The 15378-nt window shown below is 55.3% G+C and carries 16 protein-coding genes; 2 read left to right on the forward strand and 14 right to left on the reverse strand.

From position 1 onward, the window contains the following. Positions 1 to 60: 60 nt before the first annotated feature. The 11 genes from phnN to Q7C21_RS00510 form a co-directional block, all read right to left on the reverse strand. A complete protein-coding gene (gene phnN / locus Q7C21_RS00460) occupies positions 61 to 597 on the reverse strand; it encodes a ribose 1,5-bisphosphokinase (RefSeq protein WP_140916203.1) in 537 nt (178 codons plus the stop codon). After that, entirely contained in the window at positions 597 to 1733 is a 1137-nt protein-coding gene (gene phnM, locus Q7C21_RS00465) for an alpha-D-ribose 1-methylphosphonate 5-triphosphate diphosphatase (protein WP_375150257.1), read from the reverse strand. The genes phnN and phnM overlap by 1 nt, the downstream gene beginning before the upstream one ends. After that, a complete protein-coding gene (gene phnL / locus Q7C21_RS00470; protein ID WP_003852445.1) occupies positions 1730 to 2443 on the reverse strand; it encodes a phosphonate C-P lyase system protein PhnL in 714 nt (237 codons plus the stop codon). Before phnL ends, phnM begins: the two co-directional genes overlap by 4 nt. Then, positions 2444 to 3205: a phosphonate C-P lyase system protein PhnK gene (gene phnK / locus Q7C21_RS00475; protein WP_375150258.1), complete on the reverse strand. Its 762-nt coding sequence runs from the start codon at positions 3203 to 3205 to the stop codon at positions 2444 to 2446. Beyond that, positions 3195 to 4043, reverse strand: a complete 849-nt coding sequence (locus Q7C21_RS00480; protein WP_078805174.1) for an alpha-D-ribose 1-methylphosphonate 5-phosphate C-P-lyase PhnJ — start codon at positions 4041 to 4043, stop codon at positions 3195 to 3197. Before Q7C21_RS00480 ends, phnK begins: the two co-directional genes overlap by 11 nt. Then, positions 4036 to 5112: a carbon-phosphorus lyase complex subunit PhnI gene (locus Q7C21_RS00485; RefSeq protein WP_286863953.1), complete on the reverse strand. Its 1077-nt coding sequence runs from the start codon at positions 5110 to 5112 to the stop codon at positions 4036 to 4038. Before Q7C21_RS00485 ends, Q7C21_RS00480 begins: the two co-directional genes overlap by 8 nt. Next, the gene (phnH, locus tag Q7C21_RS00490) at positions 5112 to 5687 is read right to left on the reverse strand and encodes a phosphonate C-P lyase system protein PhnH (protein WP_375150259.1); all 576 of its coding nucleotides are present in this window, start codon (positions 5685 to 5687) and stop codon (positions 5112 to 5114) included. The genes Q7C21_RS00485 and phnH overlap by 1 nt, the downstream gene beginning before the upstream one ends. Continuing rightward, positions 5687 to 6133, reverse strand: coding sequence for a phosphonate C-P lyase system protein PhnG (gene phnG, locus Q7C21_RS00495; protein WP_008926906.1), 447 nt, complete (start codon positions 6131 to 6133; stop codon positions 5687 to 5689). The genes phnH and phnG overlap by 1 nt, the downstream gene beginning before the upstream one ends. Then, on the reverse strand, positions 6133 to 6846 hold the full coding sequence (gene phnF, locus Q7C21_RS00500) for a phosphonate metabolism transcriptional regulator PhnF (RefSeq protein WP_003852432.1): 714 nt from the start codon (positions 6844 to 6846) through the stop codon (positions 6133 to 6135). Before phnF ends, phnG begins: the two co-directional genes overlap by 1 nt. Positions 6847 to 6997: 151 nt before the next feature. Then, positions 6998 to 7807, reverse strand: coding sequence for a Brp/Blh family beta-carotene 15,15'-dioxygenase (locus tag Q7C21_RS00505; RefSeq protein WP_008926907.1), 810 nt, complete (start codon positions 7805 to 7807; stop codon positions 6998 to 7000). After that, positions 7804 to 8517, reverse strand: a complete 714-nt coding sequence (locus Q7C21_RS00510) for a bacteriorhodopsin (RefSeq protein ID WP_003852428.1) — start codon at positions 8515 to 8517, stop codon at positions 7804 to 7806. The genes Q7C21_RS00505 and Q7C21_RS00510 overlap by 4 nt, the downstream gene beginning before the upstream one ends. A 675-nt stretch (positions 8518 to 9192) precedes the next feature. On the opposite strand from Q7C21_RS00510, the gene Q7C21_RS00515 reads away from it, so the two are divergent. After that, positions 9193 to 9822 carry a Vat family streptogramin A O-acetyltransferase gene (locus Q7C21_RS00515; protein ID WP_039659925.1) on the forward strand — a complete coding sequence of 210 codons (630 nt, stop codon included), beginning with the start codon at positions 9193 to 9195 and terminating at the stop codon, positions 9820 to 9822. 135 nt (positions 9823 to 9957) lie between these two features. Then, positions 9958 to 10461, forward strand: a complete 504-nt coding sequence (locus Q7C21_RS00520) for an AAA family ATPase (protein WP_375150260.1) — start codon at positions 9958 to 9960, stop codon at positions 10459 to 10461. A gap of 151 nt (positions 10462 to 10612) precedes the next feature. On the opposite strand, the gene Q7C21_RS00525 is transcribed toward Q7C21_RS00520, so the two are convergent. The 3 genes from Q7C21_RS00525 to Q7C21_RS00535 all read right to left on the reverse strand — a co-directional run bounded on the left by Q7C21_RS00525 (position 10613) and on the right by Q7C21_RS00535 (position 15034). Further along, the gene (locus tag Q7C21_RS00525) at positions 10613 to 12151 is read right to left on the reverse strand and encodes a methyl-accepting chemotaxis protein (RefSeq protein ID WP_003852423.1); all 1539 of its coding nucleotides are present in this window, start codon (positions 12149 to 12151) and stop codon (positions 10613 to 10615) included. A gap of 672 nt (positions 12152 to 12823) precedes the next feature. Beyond that, entirely contained in the window at positions 12824 to 13027 is a 204-nt protein-coding gene (locus tag Q7C21_RS00530; RefSeq protein ID WP_003852422.1) for a hypothetical protein, read from the reverse strand. Between the two features lie 90 nt (positions 13028 to 13117). Further along, entirely contained in the window at positions 13118 to 15034 is a 1917-nt protein-coding gene (locus Q7C21_RS00535) for a methyl-accepting chemotaxis protein (RefSeq protein WP_375150261.1), read from the reverse strand. Positions 15035 to 15378 lie beyond the last annotated feature (344 nt).

Raw genomic sequence — 15378 nt, forward strand, 5'->3', positions numbered from 1 at the left:
GCGCTCCTGGTCGCGTATATCGCTGCCGGGCGCTTACTGCCCGTGCCGGAAAAGTCGATGTCATTGATGCGCCTCCAGTATCTGGCGAAGCTGGCAGACGGTTTCCGCCAGCGCGCCGTCGTTGCTGAGTATCAGACAGCCATCGGGCTGCGGCTGGGCGGCACGCGCCAGCCGCCGGGCAATCTCCGGCTCATCTTCCCGTCCACGCTGACGCAGCCGCGCCGCCAGCACAGCGGGCGACACCTGCAGACAGACCGGCAGCAGCTGTGAGCCAAAGCGGGCCTGTGCCTGAGCCAGATGCAGCCGCGACCCGTTCACCACCACATTCTGTCCACGCAGCAGCCACTGTTCTGTCTCACAGCCAATGCCGTAGCGGAAACCGTGGGCTTCCCAGCTTACGGCAAACAGACCGAGCGCGGCGCGGCGGGCAAACTCCGCCTCGGTGAGTGCCACATGGTTTTCACCGCCCGCATCGGCGGCGCGGGTGATGTAGCGATGGGCGATCAACAATTTGGGCGGCGGTGCCTCCCGCAGCGCATCCAGCAGGCTATCCTTGCCGGAGCCGGAGGGACCGGTGAGCCAGATCAGCCGCGCCATCAGTACACCTGCCGGCCTTTGCTCCAGACGTGCCGCACGTGCGGGTAGCCGTGTGCGGTTTGCGCCAGCACCAGGTCGGCGCGGCAACCTTCCGCGATGACACCGCGGTCCTCCAATCCTAATGCGCGGGCCGGATTACAGGTCACCAGCGCGATGGCCTGCGCCATGCCCAGGCTGTTGCGCTCGTCATCCGCCAGCCGGAACGCGGCATCCAGCAGGCTGGCCGGGTAGTAATCGGACGACAGAATGTTCAGCAGGCCGTGTGACGCCAGTTCCCAGGCGGCGACGTTGCCGGAGTGCGAGCCGCCGCGCACGATGTTGGGCGCACCCATCAGCACCTGCATGTTGCGATAGCGTGAGGCACGTGCAGCCTCCAGCGTGGTCGGAAACTCCGCAATGCGACTGCCTGCCGCATGGGACTCTTCCACATGCGCGGCGGTGGCGTCATCATGGCTGGCAATGGCGATGCCATGTTCCCGACACAGCCCGGCAATCGCCTGACGATTGGGCTGCGACCACGCTGCCGCGAGGGTGAGCTGGTCATGCTCGAACTGATCCATCTCGGCGTCATTAAGCTGATATTTGCCCTGATAATATTCGCGATATTTGGTTAGCGACGCGTACTGACGCTGGCCCGGCGAATGGTCCATCAGCGATACCAGCGCCAGCTCAGGCGTGCCCATCAGCGCTTCAAACAGCGGCGCAGTGGTAGGATGCGGCAGTTCACAGCGCAGATGCAGCAGATGCTCAGCCCGGTTCAGTCCCTTGCGGTTGCTGTCGCGGATGGCGTCGATCATCTTGCTGAGGTTATCCAGCCGGTGCCCGCCGTCGCGCACATCCCCGACGCCTATCGCGTCCAGCACCGTGGTAATGCCGCTGGAAACCATCAGCGCATCGTGGCTGCTCATCGCCGAGTGTGCGGGCCAGTCCACTTTCGGGCGCGGGGTGAAAAACTTGTCGAGGTTATCGGTGTGCAGTTCCACCAGACCTGGCAGCAGCCAGGCACCTTCACCATCCAGCGCACCGGGCTGCTGGCTGGTGGTTTCGCTGAAGCTGCTGATGCGCTCATCGCGGAACTCCAGTGACCCGCTGACCACTTCGTTTTCCAGCACCAGTCTGACGTTATTGATGATCATGCCTGCACTCCTGTGTCGATCGGGTGCATCAGGTGCAGCCGGTCGGCGACCCGCTCGCGCACCGCCCGATCGTGAAAAATACCGACGATGGCGGCACCACGTGCGCGCGCCTGTTCAATTAAGCTCACCACCGCCTCACTGTTGACGTTGTCGAGCGAGGCAGTGGGTTCATCCAGCAGCAGCACCGGATAGTCGGCGATAAAGCCGCGTGCGATATTCACGCGCTGCTGCTCACCGCCAGAAAAGGTAGACGGGGCGAGCGACCAGAGACGCTGCGGCACATTCAGCCGGCTGAGCAGTTCGGCGGCCCGCGCTTCGCAGAATTCGCGATCGACGCCGCGCTCCAGCAGCGGCTGCATCACAATCTCCAGTGTCGGCACGCGTGGGATCACCCGCAGAAACTGGCTGACCCAGCCCAGCGTGTCGCGACGCAGGGCGATAATCTGGCGCGCTGATGCCTGCGCCATGTCGATCCATTCACCCTGATGTGCAACCCGGATATGACCGCTGTCGGGCTGATAGTTGCCGTAAAGCGCGCGCAGCAGCGTGGATTTGCCACTGCCGGAATGACCGTGCAGCACCACGCATTCGCCCTCGCCCACCGTCAGGCTGGCGTTGTGCAGCACCGGCAGCGCCGCGCCGTTCTGATTGTGCAGCACAAAGGTTTTACACAGATTTTCTACCCGCAGGCGCGGAGTAAGCGTTGTCATTTAATTGAGCACCGAAGAGACCAGCAGTTGAGTGTAAGGATGATGAGGATCGTCCAGAACACGGTCAGTCAGACCGCTCTCCACCACCCGCCCCTGTTTCATCACCAGCAGGCGATGCGCCAGCAGTCGCGCCACCCCGAGATCGTGGGTGACAATCACCACCGCCAGATTCAGCTCGCGCACCAGGGTGCGCAGCAGATCCAGTAGTCGCGCCTGCACCGAGACATCCAGCCCGCCGGTCGGCTCATCCATAAACATCAGCTGAGGCTGCGTCACCAGGTTGCGGGCAATCTGCAGACGCTGCTGCATCCCGCCGGAAAAAGTGGTCGGCAGATCGTCGATGCGACTGGCATCAATCTCCACCGCCTGCAGCCAGCGGCTCGCCTCGGCGCGGATGTCACCATAGTGGCGCTCTCCGGTCGCCATCAGCCGTTCGCCGATGTTGCCGCCCGCGCTGACCTGCGCACGCAGCCCGTCCATCGGATGCTGATGCACCACACCCCACTCAGTGCGCAGCAGGCGACGGCGGTCGCTTTCACTCATCTCATAGAGGTCGCGGTTCTGATAGTGAATGCTGCCCTGCTGCGGCGTCAGACGGGCCGACAGGCTCTGCAGCAGCGTGGTTTTACCGGAGCCGGACTCGCCGACAATCCCCAGTACTTCGCCGGGCCAGAGATCAAAACTGACCTGCTCAAACCCTTTGCCCGGCGCATAAAGATGGGTGAGCTGGTTCACCGCAAGCAGCGGCTGTTCACTGTGCATGTTGCTGTTCCTGCTGCTGATGGCAAAAGTCGGTGTCGGAGCAGACAAACATCCGCGTTCCCTGATCGTCCATCACCACCTCATCGAGGTAGCTGTGGCGCGATCCGCACAGCGCGCAGGGTTCATCCCACTGCTGCACGGTGAAGGGGTGATCGTCGAAGTCGAGGCTCTCCACGCGGGTGTAAGGCGGTAAGGCGTAGATGCGCTTTTCACGCCCGGCCCCAAACAGCTGCAGCGCAGGCATCATGTGCATCTTCGGGTTGTCGAATTTGGGAATGGGCGACGGATCCATCACGTAGCGATCGTTAACCCGGACCGGATAGGCGTAGGTCGTGGCGATATGGCCGTAGCGGGCGATATCTTCATACAGCTTCACCTGCATGATGCCGTACTCCTCCAGCGCATGCATGGTGCGGGTCTCGGTTTCGCGCGGTTCGATAAAACGCAGCGGCTCAGGAATCGGCACCTGGAATATCAGGATCTGGTCTTCCTCCAGCGGCGTTTCCGGGATGCGGTGCCGGGTCTGGATCAGGGTGGCATCGGCGGTGCGTTCGGTGGTTGCGGCCCCGCTGACCCGCTTAAAGAACTGACGTATTGACACCGCATTGGTGGTGTCATCAGCGCCCTGATCGATCACCTTCAGCACATCCTGATCGCCAATCACGCTGGCGGTAATCTGGATGCCGCCTGTACCCCAGCCGTAAGGCATTGGCATCTCGCGTCCGGCGAACGGCACCTGATAGCCGGGGATCGCCACCGCTTTCAGGATGGCGCGACGGATGGAGCGTTTGGTCTGCTCATCGAGATAGCCATTGTTATAGCCGGTGAGTTCAGCCATGGTTGCGCTCCTGATAATCGTGCTGCAGCTGTTTCAGCAGTTCCAGTTCTGCCTGGAAATCGACGTAGTGCGGCAGCTTGAGATGCGAGACAAAGCCCGCGGCTTCGACGTTGTCGGCGTGCGACAGCACAAACTCTTCGTCCTGCGCCGGGCTGGTCACGCGCTCATTCTGCTCGCGGCTTTGCAGCGCCCGATCCACCAGCGCCATCGCCATCGCCTTGCGTTCGGCACGGCCAAACACCAGCCCGTAGCCACGGGTAAACTGCGGCGCGGCGTCATCACTGTGGGCGACGCCGTTGACCATTTCACATTCGGTCAGCAGCACTTCCCCAATCTCCAGCTCAAAGCCCAGCTCTTCGGGACAGATGCTGACGCTGAGATAGCCGGTGCGGATCTCGCCAGCAAACGGATGGGTACGGCCATAGCCGCGCTGGGTGGAATAGCCCAGCGCCAGCAGAAAACCTTCATCGCCACGCACCAGTTGTTGCAGCCGTGCAGCGCGCGAAGCAGGAAAGCGCATTGGCTCGCGGGTGATATCATCTGGCTCGCTGCCGTCATCACTCTCGGCGGTTGCCAGTCCTTCTTCAGTCATCATGCTGAACATGTGCGGACACTGATCCGGCACCGAACGGTCGTCACGCGGCGCGGCAGGCGTTTCACCGTTTGCCAGCAGGGTGAAGTCGAGCAGACGGTGGCTATAGTCATAGGTTGGCCCCAGCACCTGGCCGCCCGGCAGATCTTTATAGACCGCCGAGATGCGGCGTTCGATGCGCATCGAACCGGTCGCCAGCGGCGTGCTCTCTGCCAGACGTGGCAGCGTGGTGCGATAGGCACGCAGCAGAAAAATCGCCTCGACCAGATCGCCACTGGCCTGCTTAATCGCCAGCGCCGCCAGTTCAGGATCGTATATGCCGCCTTCGGTCATTACCCGATCCACCGCCAGCCCCAGCTGCTGCGCCACCTGATCGCAGCCGAGTTCCGCTACTGCCCGATCGCCCCGTCGCAGATCGGCCTGTAACTGATGGGCATTAGAGATGGCTTTTTCGCCCCCTTTCACCGCGACATACATCAGCACACCTCCACAACGGTGGTGCGCGGCACGGCCATGATCGCTTCGCCACAGGTGAAGATCAGATCCACGCCCTGCGGGAACGGATGCGGACGGGTGCGCAGATATTCCAGCACGCTTTCCGGCAGCTGTGGTGCAATAGCACGGGTTTCCCGCAGGCCAGGGCCGGAGAGACGCAGCGTTAGTCCGCCATTCAGCGACGGCACTTCGATAATCAGCGTGGTGCTTTTCTCCGGCGACATATTGTCACCCGTCGCGAACTGCGTCGGATCGGGCTGTGCTGTTGCATGGCTCAGGGCGAACGGTGCGTCCTGCTGCGAAGTAATGGGTGCACCGGTATGGAAGCGCAGATTGTTACGCAGCTGTTCATTGTCGATTTGCGCATCCAGCCAGACCGGACTTTCCTGATCGACCAGCGTCAGCAGCAATGCTGTGGCCGCCGGTGACAGTGCGCCCCAGCCCTGCTGCAGCGGCAGCGAGACCATCACGCCCGGCTCGCTCATCGCTTTCAGAATACGGCGAAACGCACGCTGCGCATCCGCGACCGGATGGTTAAAACTTGCCAGTAAAGTCATCAGTTATCTCCGCGAACCAGCGTAAAGAAATCTACTTTGCTGCTGGCGATTTCACGGGCGCGCAGCTGTCGCTGCTCCTCGCGCCACGCCGCCAGCGGGGTAATAATCTTCTCTTCCAGCAACTGCCGTGTTTCCGGCTGCTGCAACAGCGCGTCCAGCAGGGCGCAGCGTTCAGCGTGGGCTTTGTCGCGCCCCAGAAGATAGCTGTAACCCAGGGTACCGTCGCTCAGTTGCACCACCGCACGTGTCACCGTGGCATCGCCCATGACAAAGCGTTTGCCGGTAGCGCCCATCCGCGCCTGGAGTCGCGTCAGCCCAATCTCTGCCGGACGGACCAGGGTGAATTCGGGCTGGAGGCTAAGCGCCTGCCAGTGCGCTTCAAGCAAGGCGGCGCTGCTGTGCGCCAGTACCGACAGCCAGCGCTGGCGATCTGTTTGCTGTTCCATTAGTGCTCCAGAGTCAGTTCGATCATGTCGCCGCGCGTCAGGCTGACGGAGTATTCCGCCACCGCGCCATCACTGGTTTTGTTGAGCGTCCGCACGCAGAGCAGCGGCGCATGCAGGGCGATGTCGAGCTGCCGACACTCTTTGGCCTGCGCCCGGCGGGTGCTGATACGCGTCTGAGTGCGCACCAGCTGTTTGCCGGTGTGTTCCACTAAGAAGTCGTGCAACGAGCCGCTGTTAAATTGCTGAAGCTGCGGCCACCAGCTGAGGTCGGCGAGGAAATGATTAATCAGGCAGAGCGGCACGCCATTGGCGCGGCGCAGGGTGCGCAGATGAATGACGTTGTCGCCCTCTTTCACGCCCAGCGCATTGGCGACGTCGTTGCTGGCCGGACGCAGTACCGCCAGCAGCCGTTCGCTGGTCGGGTGACTCCCCTGCTCCATCAGGTTCTGACTGAAGCGCGCCTGGGCATGTAGCGGATAGTCATAAGGACGCATCAGTACCAGGATGCCAACGCCGTGACGGCGCTGCAGCAGCCCTTTGTGCACCAGCTCATCGACAGCCCGGCGCAGCGTGTGGCGGTTGACCTCGTAGTGATCGGCCAGCTGCTGCTCGGAAGGAAGATAGTCGCCGCAGCGGTAGCGCTCTTTCAGCGCCTGCTCCAGTTGTGCGGCAACAGCCTGATAGACAGTGGTCGGATGTCTGGATAACTCCATCACGATGAAATCCTCACGGTTTACAGAGTGGGAACGCAGTGATAAGACGCTGCGGGATGGTGTTAGCCTGAAGGGATCAGATGACAGAACGGTGACGGGGGAGTGAAGGAGTGGTGAATGTAGGGGCGTCTACCCTATTAGCGGGACGGTTTCACGCCGGATGCCGTGATTCAAACCAGGGCGTAATGAGCATATGCGGGATTGCCAGTGCGGCCAGTACAGCAAACAATGGCTGAATTCCCGCGTTGTCCACAGGATGCATCACCACAATGGTTCCCGCAGCCAGCAGAAGAGCCGCCGTCAGTACCGGCCAGGTGGCTTGCAGGTAGCGGAGATAGCTGGTGCACTTCAGCTGATCGCGCCGCTGTCGGGTTTGCGGCAGCGCATGTAAAATTAAGAATCCCATTGAAAAACCGACGAAAGGTGGAAGCAGTAACAACGCCAGTGTACCCGTCAGAAGACGCCTGTCCTGACGAACGAAACCCGCAAAAATAAGCCCTGACGCACAGAGTCCCCCTGTAATGGCAATGCCCACAGCAAGAGCGTCCGGCATTGAAAATCCTGGTGCCGCCTCATGCAGAATTGCGCTAAATGCCTGCAGATGCAGTGTCGCTGGGGCCGCTATCATACTTATCCCCCGCGCCAGACGTTCGGGGCTGCGTCCATCAGGGGCGTCTTCAAGCGCAAAATGCAGGGCAGATGCCAGAAGAAAAACGGGCAACGCCAGCGCCGGAGCACCGTGCCACCAGAACAGACAGATCAAGATGACCAGTCCATAGGCGGCAAGAAACGGGAACTGACGCTCGCGTTTAACGACGTCAAGATCGCTGGCACCGTGTGCCATGCCGATAACGCCAATGGCCAGGGTCGCAAACAGCACTTGCCCCGCAGGGGGGCTGAAAGAGGCAGCGAGCGCTGCCCCCCAGAGTCCTGCCCAGCCGAACCGCACCTGGGCTGTCATCTCCTCACAGCACCAACAGGCGTAGTATGAGAGAGCGCTTTTTTCATATTAGCCGCAGCGTAGAAGGCGTAGAAAACTTTAGCGATAATATCCAGAATCAGGAATGCCTGAACAGATGTCGCATCAGTGATGACACTGAGACCTTCCGGACCGACCAGAAAAACGATCGGATAGATAAACCACACGAGGGTCAGCAAGGCTACATTCTTGTTGTAGGCACCTGCCAGCGCGTTGCCTCGCGTCGCGGCCAGTGCGCGCAGTGGCCCCCAGAGCAGATAAACAACGCCCAGAAATGCCGCACACGACCATGAATACCACACCCATTTCGCGACAGGATTTTCCGCCAGGGAAGAGACCAGGCCGGTGATAATCATCATCACATCCAGCACAATGATGGCAGTCAGAAAGCCGCCCATTTCTCCTGGTTTACCCTGTTCATGGAAAGCCAGCATGACCAACCCGGCCAGTAAGAGAGGCGTGGTGATGGACCAGTCAGCGTAACGCGCCAGGTACACTATCGTGCCACTGTCCAGCGTGAGATTGCCAAACCCAAACGCCATGGCCAGATAGGCTGTGGCGGCAATAAACGGCACTGACGCGTGCACGAGTGTATGGTGACCAAAGGGATATTTCTTATCACCGGTCACGTAAATAATCAGTGACGCAATGGCCATGACCGAAAACCCAATCATAAATGCGGTTTGATCCATTTTACTCTCTCCTGTGCTAAAACGCCGGTATGGTGCCAGCCCTGCCGCTATGAATTAGCGTTAATAAAAGACGGTTATATTCGTTCAACGAATATGCTGTCAGTATATGGCGATATAGATAATTTGCCCGGCGAGCGAAATTTACACTGTTAATTTTAAGCAATCTGATTAAATTAACGTCTTTTACTGGCCTTCTGAGCGTCACATAAAAAAACCAATGTAAAGTTATGTTTCTCAGCGTTTCGCTTTCCTACCAAACCTTCCATATAGCCAGGATTCTTACACGCATAACCCTTTGATTTAATTGAAATATAATATTCTGAAAATCAGAACTCTTTGCCCCTGCATAAACTGACAAAAATGCAAAAATTTTATTTTTGAGTGGTAAATCTGAAACCAGCCGTTATGAAAACGGCGTCGTGTGACGCTTCACACTGGCGAAACGGCATTAATAAAATCGTTTCTGATTCTCTATGATTGATAATAAAGGGATGAACAGAGAATGAAAATTTTGCGTATTATTTATTCAGGCTCTAATAAGCAGCACATCAGGAAACGGAAGTTTTTCACAGTCAGAATCTATCCCTCATCATGATTACATTCTGTCTGTGAAAAGGACAACGGGCATTAGGGTGTACACTGGAACGACCTAAAGCCGCACGTAAAGGAGAGAATATGTACGGACCGGATCCGGCCAATCCCCATCCAATGGAAGGCTTCCCACAGGTTTGTTTTATTAAAAACAGGGTGAAAAACCCCAACATCATTATCGGTGATTTTACGTATTATGATGACCCTGAAGGCGCAGAAAACTTCGAGCGCAATGTCCTTTATCACTTCCCGTTTATTGGCGACAAACTCATTATTGGAAAATTTTGCGCTATAGCGAAAGGCGTTCAGTTCATTATGAATGGGGCTAACCACAGCATGGCAGGGTTCTCCACTTATCCGTTCTACATCTTCGGAAACGGATGGGAAGCAAGCCAGCCTCACGCCAGTGACCTGCCTGATAAAGGCGATACAGTGATTGGCAATGACGTATGGATTGGTTATCAGGCGCTGATTATGCCAGGCATTAAAATCGGTAACGGCGCGATCATTTCGTCACGTTCTGTCGTCACGTCGGATGTCCCGGCATATTCGATTATGGGGGGTAATCCAGCCAGGGTTATCAGGCAGCGTTTTAACGATGAGACCATATCGATACTCGAGAAGCTGGCCTGGTGGGACTGGCCTGTGGAAAAGATTACCCAAAACCTCCCGGCAATCCGCTCTGCTAATGTTGAAGCCTTGCCAGATAAATAGCTGTGCAGAATTACCCACGTTCGCTGCGGGCAAAGGGTGATGCGCACTCGTAATGTGTATGGATAATCGCGCGCAGCATGCTCTGCAAACATGTCAGAATTTAACGCTGGAGCGCGGATTTAAACAGGAGTCGTTATGCTGTACATATTCAGTGGCCTTCCCGGTTGTGGAAAAAGCACGGTCGCTAAAATGTTATCTGAAAAATTAAAAGCGGTGTATTTACGCGTCGATACGATCGAACAGGCGCTGCGTAATGAATCAGCAGCGTTCAGAGAGATTGGCCCTGAAGGCTATTTCATCCTCTATGCGCTTGCGCGGGAGAATCTCAGACTGGGACTACCCGTTGTCACTGACTCAGTAAATGATCTTAATCTGGTGCGAGATAGTTTTCGTGATATCGCACTATCATCAGGTGTTCCCTTTCTGGAAATCGAAATCCTTTGTTCGGATCCGGAACAGCATCGGGCTCGTGTAGAGAACAGAATCTCAGAAATTCCTGGCTTAAAAGTGCCTGACTGGCAGGCCGTCATGGATCGTGATTATGAACCCTGGAGAAGGGATCATCTGCAGCTGGATACCGCAAAATTATCGCCCGCTGCGTGCGTCGATATAATTCTCAAAGCGAGCCTTCCGTTCTGAGCGCATTTAGCCCGCATCCTTGACGGCAATAAATTTTTTTGACCCTCAGGCTGCACCCTGCCCTACACGGGATTGAAACCGGTAAAACAGGGCCAGTCACGCTATGTTCTCAGCCTGTGCGGTAATAAACGTTGGCTGAATCCGGATTGGCTCAGAGCTTAAATGAGCTGACCTCTGTCAGCAGCCTGCCCGCCTGCTGACTCAGTGAGCCCGCAGCGGCAGACATCTGCTCTACCATTGCGGCATTCTGCTGCAGATTGCTTTCCATCTGCGTGACCGCAATGTTCACCTGGTCGATCCCATAACTCTGCTCTTTAGAGGAAGTATTGACCTGATTAATCAATTGCGTCGTTTCATCAACAACACTCAGAGCTTCATTCATTCGCGACGTCACATTCGCTGCGTATACCACGCCTTTATCCACATTCTGGATTGCTTCTTCAATCAGACCCCGGATATCCTGGGCTGCTACAGAAGAACGCTGTGACAATGAGCGGACCTCGCCGGCGACCACGGCAAACCCCTTGCCCTGCTCCCCGGCACGGGCGGCTTCCACTGCAGCGTTAAGCGCCAGAATGTTGGTCTGAAACGCAATGCCATCAATAATGGAGATAATTTCTGAAACCTTATTTGAAGAGACAGAGATATCGTTGATGGCACTTGTTAAATCATTCAGCTCACGGTTGCTATGGTTGACGATGGATTGCACTTTACCGATGAAGTTATTCGCCTCTGTCGCGTTATCCATATTGTGTTTCACGGTGGCCGACAGCTCGTTCATACTGGCTGCGGTTTGCTCAAGTGAAGAAGCCTGAGACTCTGAGCGTGATGACAGATCATCATTGCTGTGAGCGATTTCCTCTGACGCCGTATCCACCTCTTTGCTGGCATCCCGGACGCCTGACAGAACCTCCCGAAACTTAGTCACAAGGGCATTAAAACTGCCAGCCGTTGCGCCCAGTTCATCTTTTTTATTGAGATTTACCCGAAGAGTCAGGTCCAGGGTTTCCTCGATGGTTTTCATGGTGCTCTGTAAATTCTGCAGGCCTTTTCTGATATAGCTCAGGACAGAGTACGAAGAAAGGGCTGTCATTAACACCGCGGCTGCAATAATGCTGCTCAGAAGCCATAACGTATGCAGATACTCGGCATGATTTTCCGCTGCAAATTTGTTGGCAACCTGATAGTTATAAGCCAGGATGTCCTTCAGATTCTGGCTTACCACAACCGATGCCGCCGCTGTCTCTCCCTGATCGGAAACCATAGCCCTGGCCGCATCAATGCCGCCGGTCTGATAAACGCCCACCATCTTATTCACTTTCTCGAGATAGACGCCGAAATCCTGAATAGTCTGGCTTATCAACTGGCCGTCGTTATCGTCTGTAATCAGGTGAGATTTATAATAATCCATTGCCTCGCGCGTTTTGGTCAGATATTCCTTTGCGGTGACCATATGCTTTTCAAATATCGCTTTATCGGTAACCAGAAGACCCATCAGTATCTGCCGTCTTGCTTCTTCACGAAGCTGAGAGATTTCACTGATTTTGTTAATGCTGGGCAGAGAGTTGGTCGCCACATACTCGAACCGATCCTGTGCGCCGCCCAGAGAGCGGATACTGATAATGCCCAAAAAAAGCAGCGCCAGAAGTGTAAAGGTAAAGACCAGCGTAAGTTTCTTTAAAATTGTCATGAGAGGTTACCCGAGGGAGATGTCAAGATACCTTTCTTTTATCGGCTATCCTAAAACACACTTTATGGTCAGACGGTGAAACTAAGCAGTTATTGTTATGTTTTTTGAGAGATATCGAAGTTTGCACTCATTACGATAATTGACCTTTTCCGGATAATCCGGCGACGCGGCACGACCGGCGACGCCCGTACATGACGCGACACCATGAGAGGAAAAAGCGAGAAACGCTGGCATATCACTGCCGGACACCATAGAGTGGAAAAAAGCTAAAAATCACGTGCAGGTTATAACCTGTCCCTTAAGCGGCTGTTTGAATTAATAAAATTACTGTGAAAAATGGGCCGCATCAGCCTCGGACCCGCTGAATACATCAAAATACTTACTGATATCTGTCAGCGATTTCACAGGCTTGCTTATCCGGACTGATACAGCTTACAGCCGGTAATGCGTTCAGCCACCGGGTCAGCCGTACCCTTTCCCTATGCTCGTCTGAACGAGCCTCGTTGCCATGAAGATTGAGGATCACAGGAATAAATCTGAATGTTTGTTGCTACAGTAAATCGGGTGCGCCCGATCATTAATGCAGTGTGGAGGTTAACCACGTCCTCTTCAGATCAACCTCTCATCGCACGCAAAATTCTGTCGCCAGGGATTGTAGCAACCCGTTCACTCTCATTTTGTGGCGAACGGGTAAGTGAGCAGGCTGACTGCGCCTGCTATTTCGTTTTGCAGGATGCAGTCAGGTTCTTCATCTAACAACAGACATAGTTGGGCAATGACTTTTGCACGGGTGACTGGCTCGCCATCATAAAAAAGAGCTTCCACCGCCTTACCAATGTGAACATGCAGTGCATTAACGGCGTTATCGTCACACATTTACCACCTCCGATGACATAAACCCGAAAGGAGACCACCGGATGCCAGAAACGACGTCGGGCGGCCCCTCAGAATGCAGGACAACGATGATCAGAAGGTTTCCCAGTTTGCTTTCGACGCCATCAGGGATACTGAGGGTTGTACGTTGCGCCTGGTGGTCTGCGCCCTGGGTGTAAACGCCCCAGAAGACGGCACACGGAAAACGGCAACGGTTTTTTCAAGCTCAAGCGCCTGTTCTTCGAGACTGCTGGCCGCAGCAGAAGACTCCTCAACCAGCGCAGCGTTTTGCTGGGTTGTACTATCCATTTCCGTCATGGCCTGTGCAATCTGGGTAATGCCGCGATTCTGTTCGTCTGATGCAGCGGCAATTTCACCCATGATGTCCCTTACCTGCGTCACGGACCTGACGATACCCTCCATTGTCACGCCGGCGCGGTTTACCAGCTCAGTACCGTTACTCACTCTGTCCAGTGATTCCCGAATCAGCACTTCTATCTCTTTTGCGGCCAGTGAACTGCGCTGTGCAAGATTGCGCACTTCGCCTGCCACAACGGCAAAGCCCCGGCCCTGCTCACCTGCGCGCGCGGCCTCTACTGCCGCATTCAACGCCAGAATATTCGTCTGGAAAGCGATACCGTTAATAACGGTGATGATTTCGCCGATTTTGCCTGAGCTCTGACTTATTCCGCCCATTGTGGTTATCACCTCACTGATGATTTCCCCGCCGCAGCTGGCATTGTGCGATGCCTCCGTGGCCAGCTGACTGGCGTGATGGGCGTTCTCCGCATTCAACTTAACGGTGGAGGTTAATTCCTCCATGCTGGCAGCCGTCTCAACCACGGCAGCCGACTGCTGTTCTGTGCGCGATGAGAGGTCGGTATTTCCTGCTGCAATCTCAGACGAGGCGCGGGCGACGTTATTCACCCCATCCCGGACCCGGGAGATGATGTTACGCAGGCTCTGGTTCATGGCACCCATGGCAGTCATCAGTTCGCCAAGCTCATCAGTACGGGAACTGGTTATTTCGGCGGTCAGGTCACCTTCAGCGATACGCTGTGCCGAAGAAAGCGTCTCTCTCAGCGGAACGGTGATGCTGCGGGTCATTCTCCAGGCAATCAGGAGACTGAGAGTGATACAGACAAGGGTGGCAAAACCAATCTGCCACAGTGCGGTATGCATGTATTTCTGAGCCTGTTCAGACTGAAAGAACGCCAGGTCAGTGATTGACTGATTCAGTTTTCCCGCAGCTGCGGTCATTTCATCTGAGGCGCGTTTTTCGACCTGCACTGACTGGAGATAATTATTTAACAGCGTGGTGCCTGAGGTGGTTTTTTGCGCCACATCGGCCAGAAGCGCACCGAGTGAGGTGTCAGCGAGACCACTAAGCTGACTGACGAGTGGTGAAAAACCGTCTTTGATTTCGTTAAACTTATTCAGTGTGGAAGCATCTGGCCCATGCATGAACGCCTGAACATAAAATGCAGCCTGTTCAGTTTTGAGGCTGAGAGCCAGCAGGGGTGCAGTAAGGTCTGCCGGGACATAAGCCTGTCGGGCAGCCAGTTTTTCCGCCACTGACGTCAGTCCGAGAGCCTGAATATCATTCAGAGAAAGGGCTGCACTGTGGTTGCTTGCGAGAAAGTGCTGACGCTTTTCCTGATACTGAGCCAGAGCAGTATTGAGCGCAGAAAGCTTTTCACGACCGCCTGTTGACCAGGAATATTTCTCAAGATTTTTGTACAAAGCAGACAACTGATTCATCGCCTCACCGTTGAGTTCGATGAATTTAGTGTTGCGGGTGTACTGAAATAGCGTGCGGTTCAGCCTCGCTTTCGCCAGTGCATCAACCATTTGTACCGTGACGTCGCGCTTTTCCGAGTTATCCTGGATTTTTAAAAAACAGAGGGCAGCAAGGACTGATATAGCCAGTGACGCCAGTATAACCAGCAAAAACCCCAGAGTAAGTTTCCTGCCTATATTGAATTTTGACACTTTTTTTATAATATTCATTTTAATAATCCTGGTGTTGAAAAGTACCTGAGACTGACATTTCCTCAGGGTTACGTTACATATCGGCATAGCGACGATATTTATTAGAGCCACTTTCATCACCCGCCCTTAAATAATGATATTTATTGATGCAGATCACCTCCCTTAATATTTGTATCTGGCCGTGTAAATTAAGACCCTGATAATCCACCAGGTTATCATTCAGACTCTAACCTGAAAGGCTCTGCTGAAAAAAAGCGATAACCTATTCCGCAGGCTTCTGATTTTATTGTACAAATTAAAAGACATGAGACGGAATAGCATGTTAACTGAATAAATAGAGAGAAATAGCCTTCAGATCTTAA

This window comes from Pantoea sp. ANP04, assembly GCF_041982285.1.
Lineage (GTDB): Bacteria > Pseudomonadota > Gammaproteobacteria > Enterobacterales > Enterobacteriaceae > Pantoea > Pantoea eucalypti.

Excerpts from the sequence above, each read along its gene's own strand:
- Q7C21_RS00525 (WP_003852423.1), bottom strand. The coding sequence starts at position 12,151 with ATGACAATTTTAAAGAAACTTACGCTGGTCTTTACCTTTACACTTCTG.
- Q7C21_RS00530 (WP_003852422.1), bottom strand. The coding sequence starts at position 13,027 with ATGTGTGACGATAACGCCGTTAATGCACTGCATGTTCACATTGGTAAG.
- Q7C21_RS00515 (WP_039659925.1), top strand. The coding sequence starts at position 9,193 with ATGTACGGACCGGATCCGGCCAATCCCCATCCAATGGAAGGCTTCCCA.
- phnL (WP_003852445.1), bottom strand. The coding sequence starts at position 2,443 with ATGACAACGCTTACTCCGCGCCTGCGGGTAGAAAATCTGTGTAAAACC.
- Q7C21_RS00505 (WP_008926907.1), bottom strand. The coding sequence starts at position 7,807 with ATGACAGCCCAGGTGCGGTTCGGCTGGGCAGGACTCTGGGGGGCAGCG.
- Q7C21_RS00480 (WP_078805174.1), bottom strand. The coding sequence starts at position 4,043 with ATGGCTGAACTCACCGGCTATAACAATGGCTATCTCGATGAGCAGACC.
- phnG (WP_008926906.1), bottom strand. The coding sequence starts at position 6,133 with ATGGAACAGCAAACAGATCGCCAGCGCTGGCTGTCGGTACTGGCGCAC.
- phnH (WP_375150259.1), bottom strand. The coding sequence starts at position 5,687 with ATGACTTTACTGGCAAGTTTTAACCATCCGGTCGCGGATGCGCAGCGT.
- Q7C21_RS00510 (WP_003852428.1), bottom strand. The coding sequence starts at position 8,517 with ATGGATCAAACCGCATTTATGATTGGGTTTTCGGTCATGGCCATTGCG.
- Q7C21_RS00485 (WP_286863953.1), bottom strand. The coding sequence starts at position 5,112 with ATGTATGTCGCGGTGAAAGGGGGCGAAAAAGCCATCTCTAATGCCCAT.
- phnF (WP_003852432.1), bottom strand. The coding sequence starts at position 6,846 with ATGGAGTTATCCAGACATCCGACCACTGTCTATCAGGCTGTTGCCGCA.
- phnN (WP_140916203.1), bottom strand. The coding sequence starts at position 597 with ATGGCGCGGCTGATCTGGCTCACCGGTCCCTCCGGCTCCGGCAAGGAT.
- phnM (WP_375150257.1), bottom strand. The coding sequence starts at position 1,733 with ATGATCATCAATAACGTCAGACTGGTGCTGGAAAACGAAGTGGTCAGC.
- Q7C21_RS00535 (WP_375150261.1), bottom strand. The coding sequence starts at position 15,034 with ATGAATATTATAAAAAAAGTGTCAAAATTCAATATAGGCAGGAAACTT.
- Q7C21_RS00520 (WP_375150260.1), top strand. The coding sequence starts at position 9,958 with ATGCTGTACATATTCAGTGGCCTTCCCGGTTGTGGAAAAAGCACGGTC.
- phnK (WP_375150258.1), bottom strand. The coding sequence starts at position 3,205 with ATGCACAGTGAACAGCCGCTGCTTGCGGTGAACCAGCTCACCCATCTT.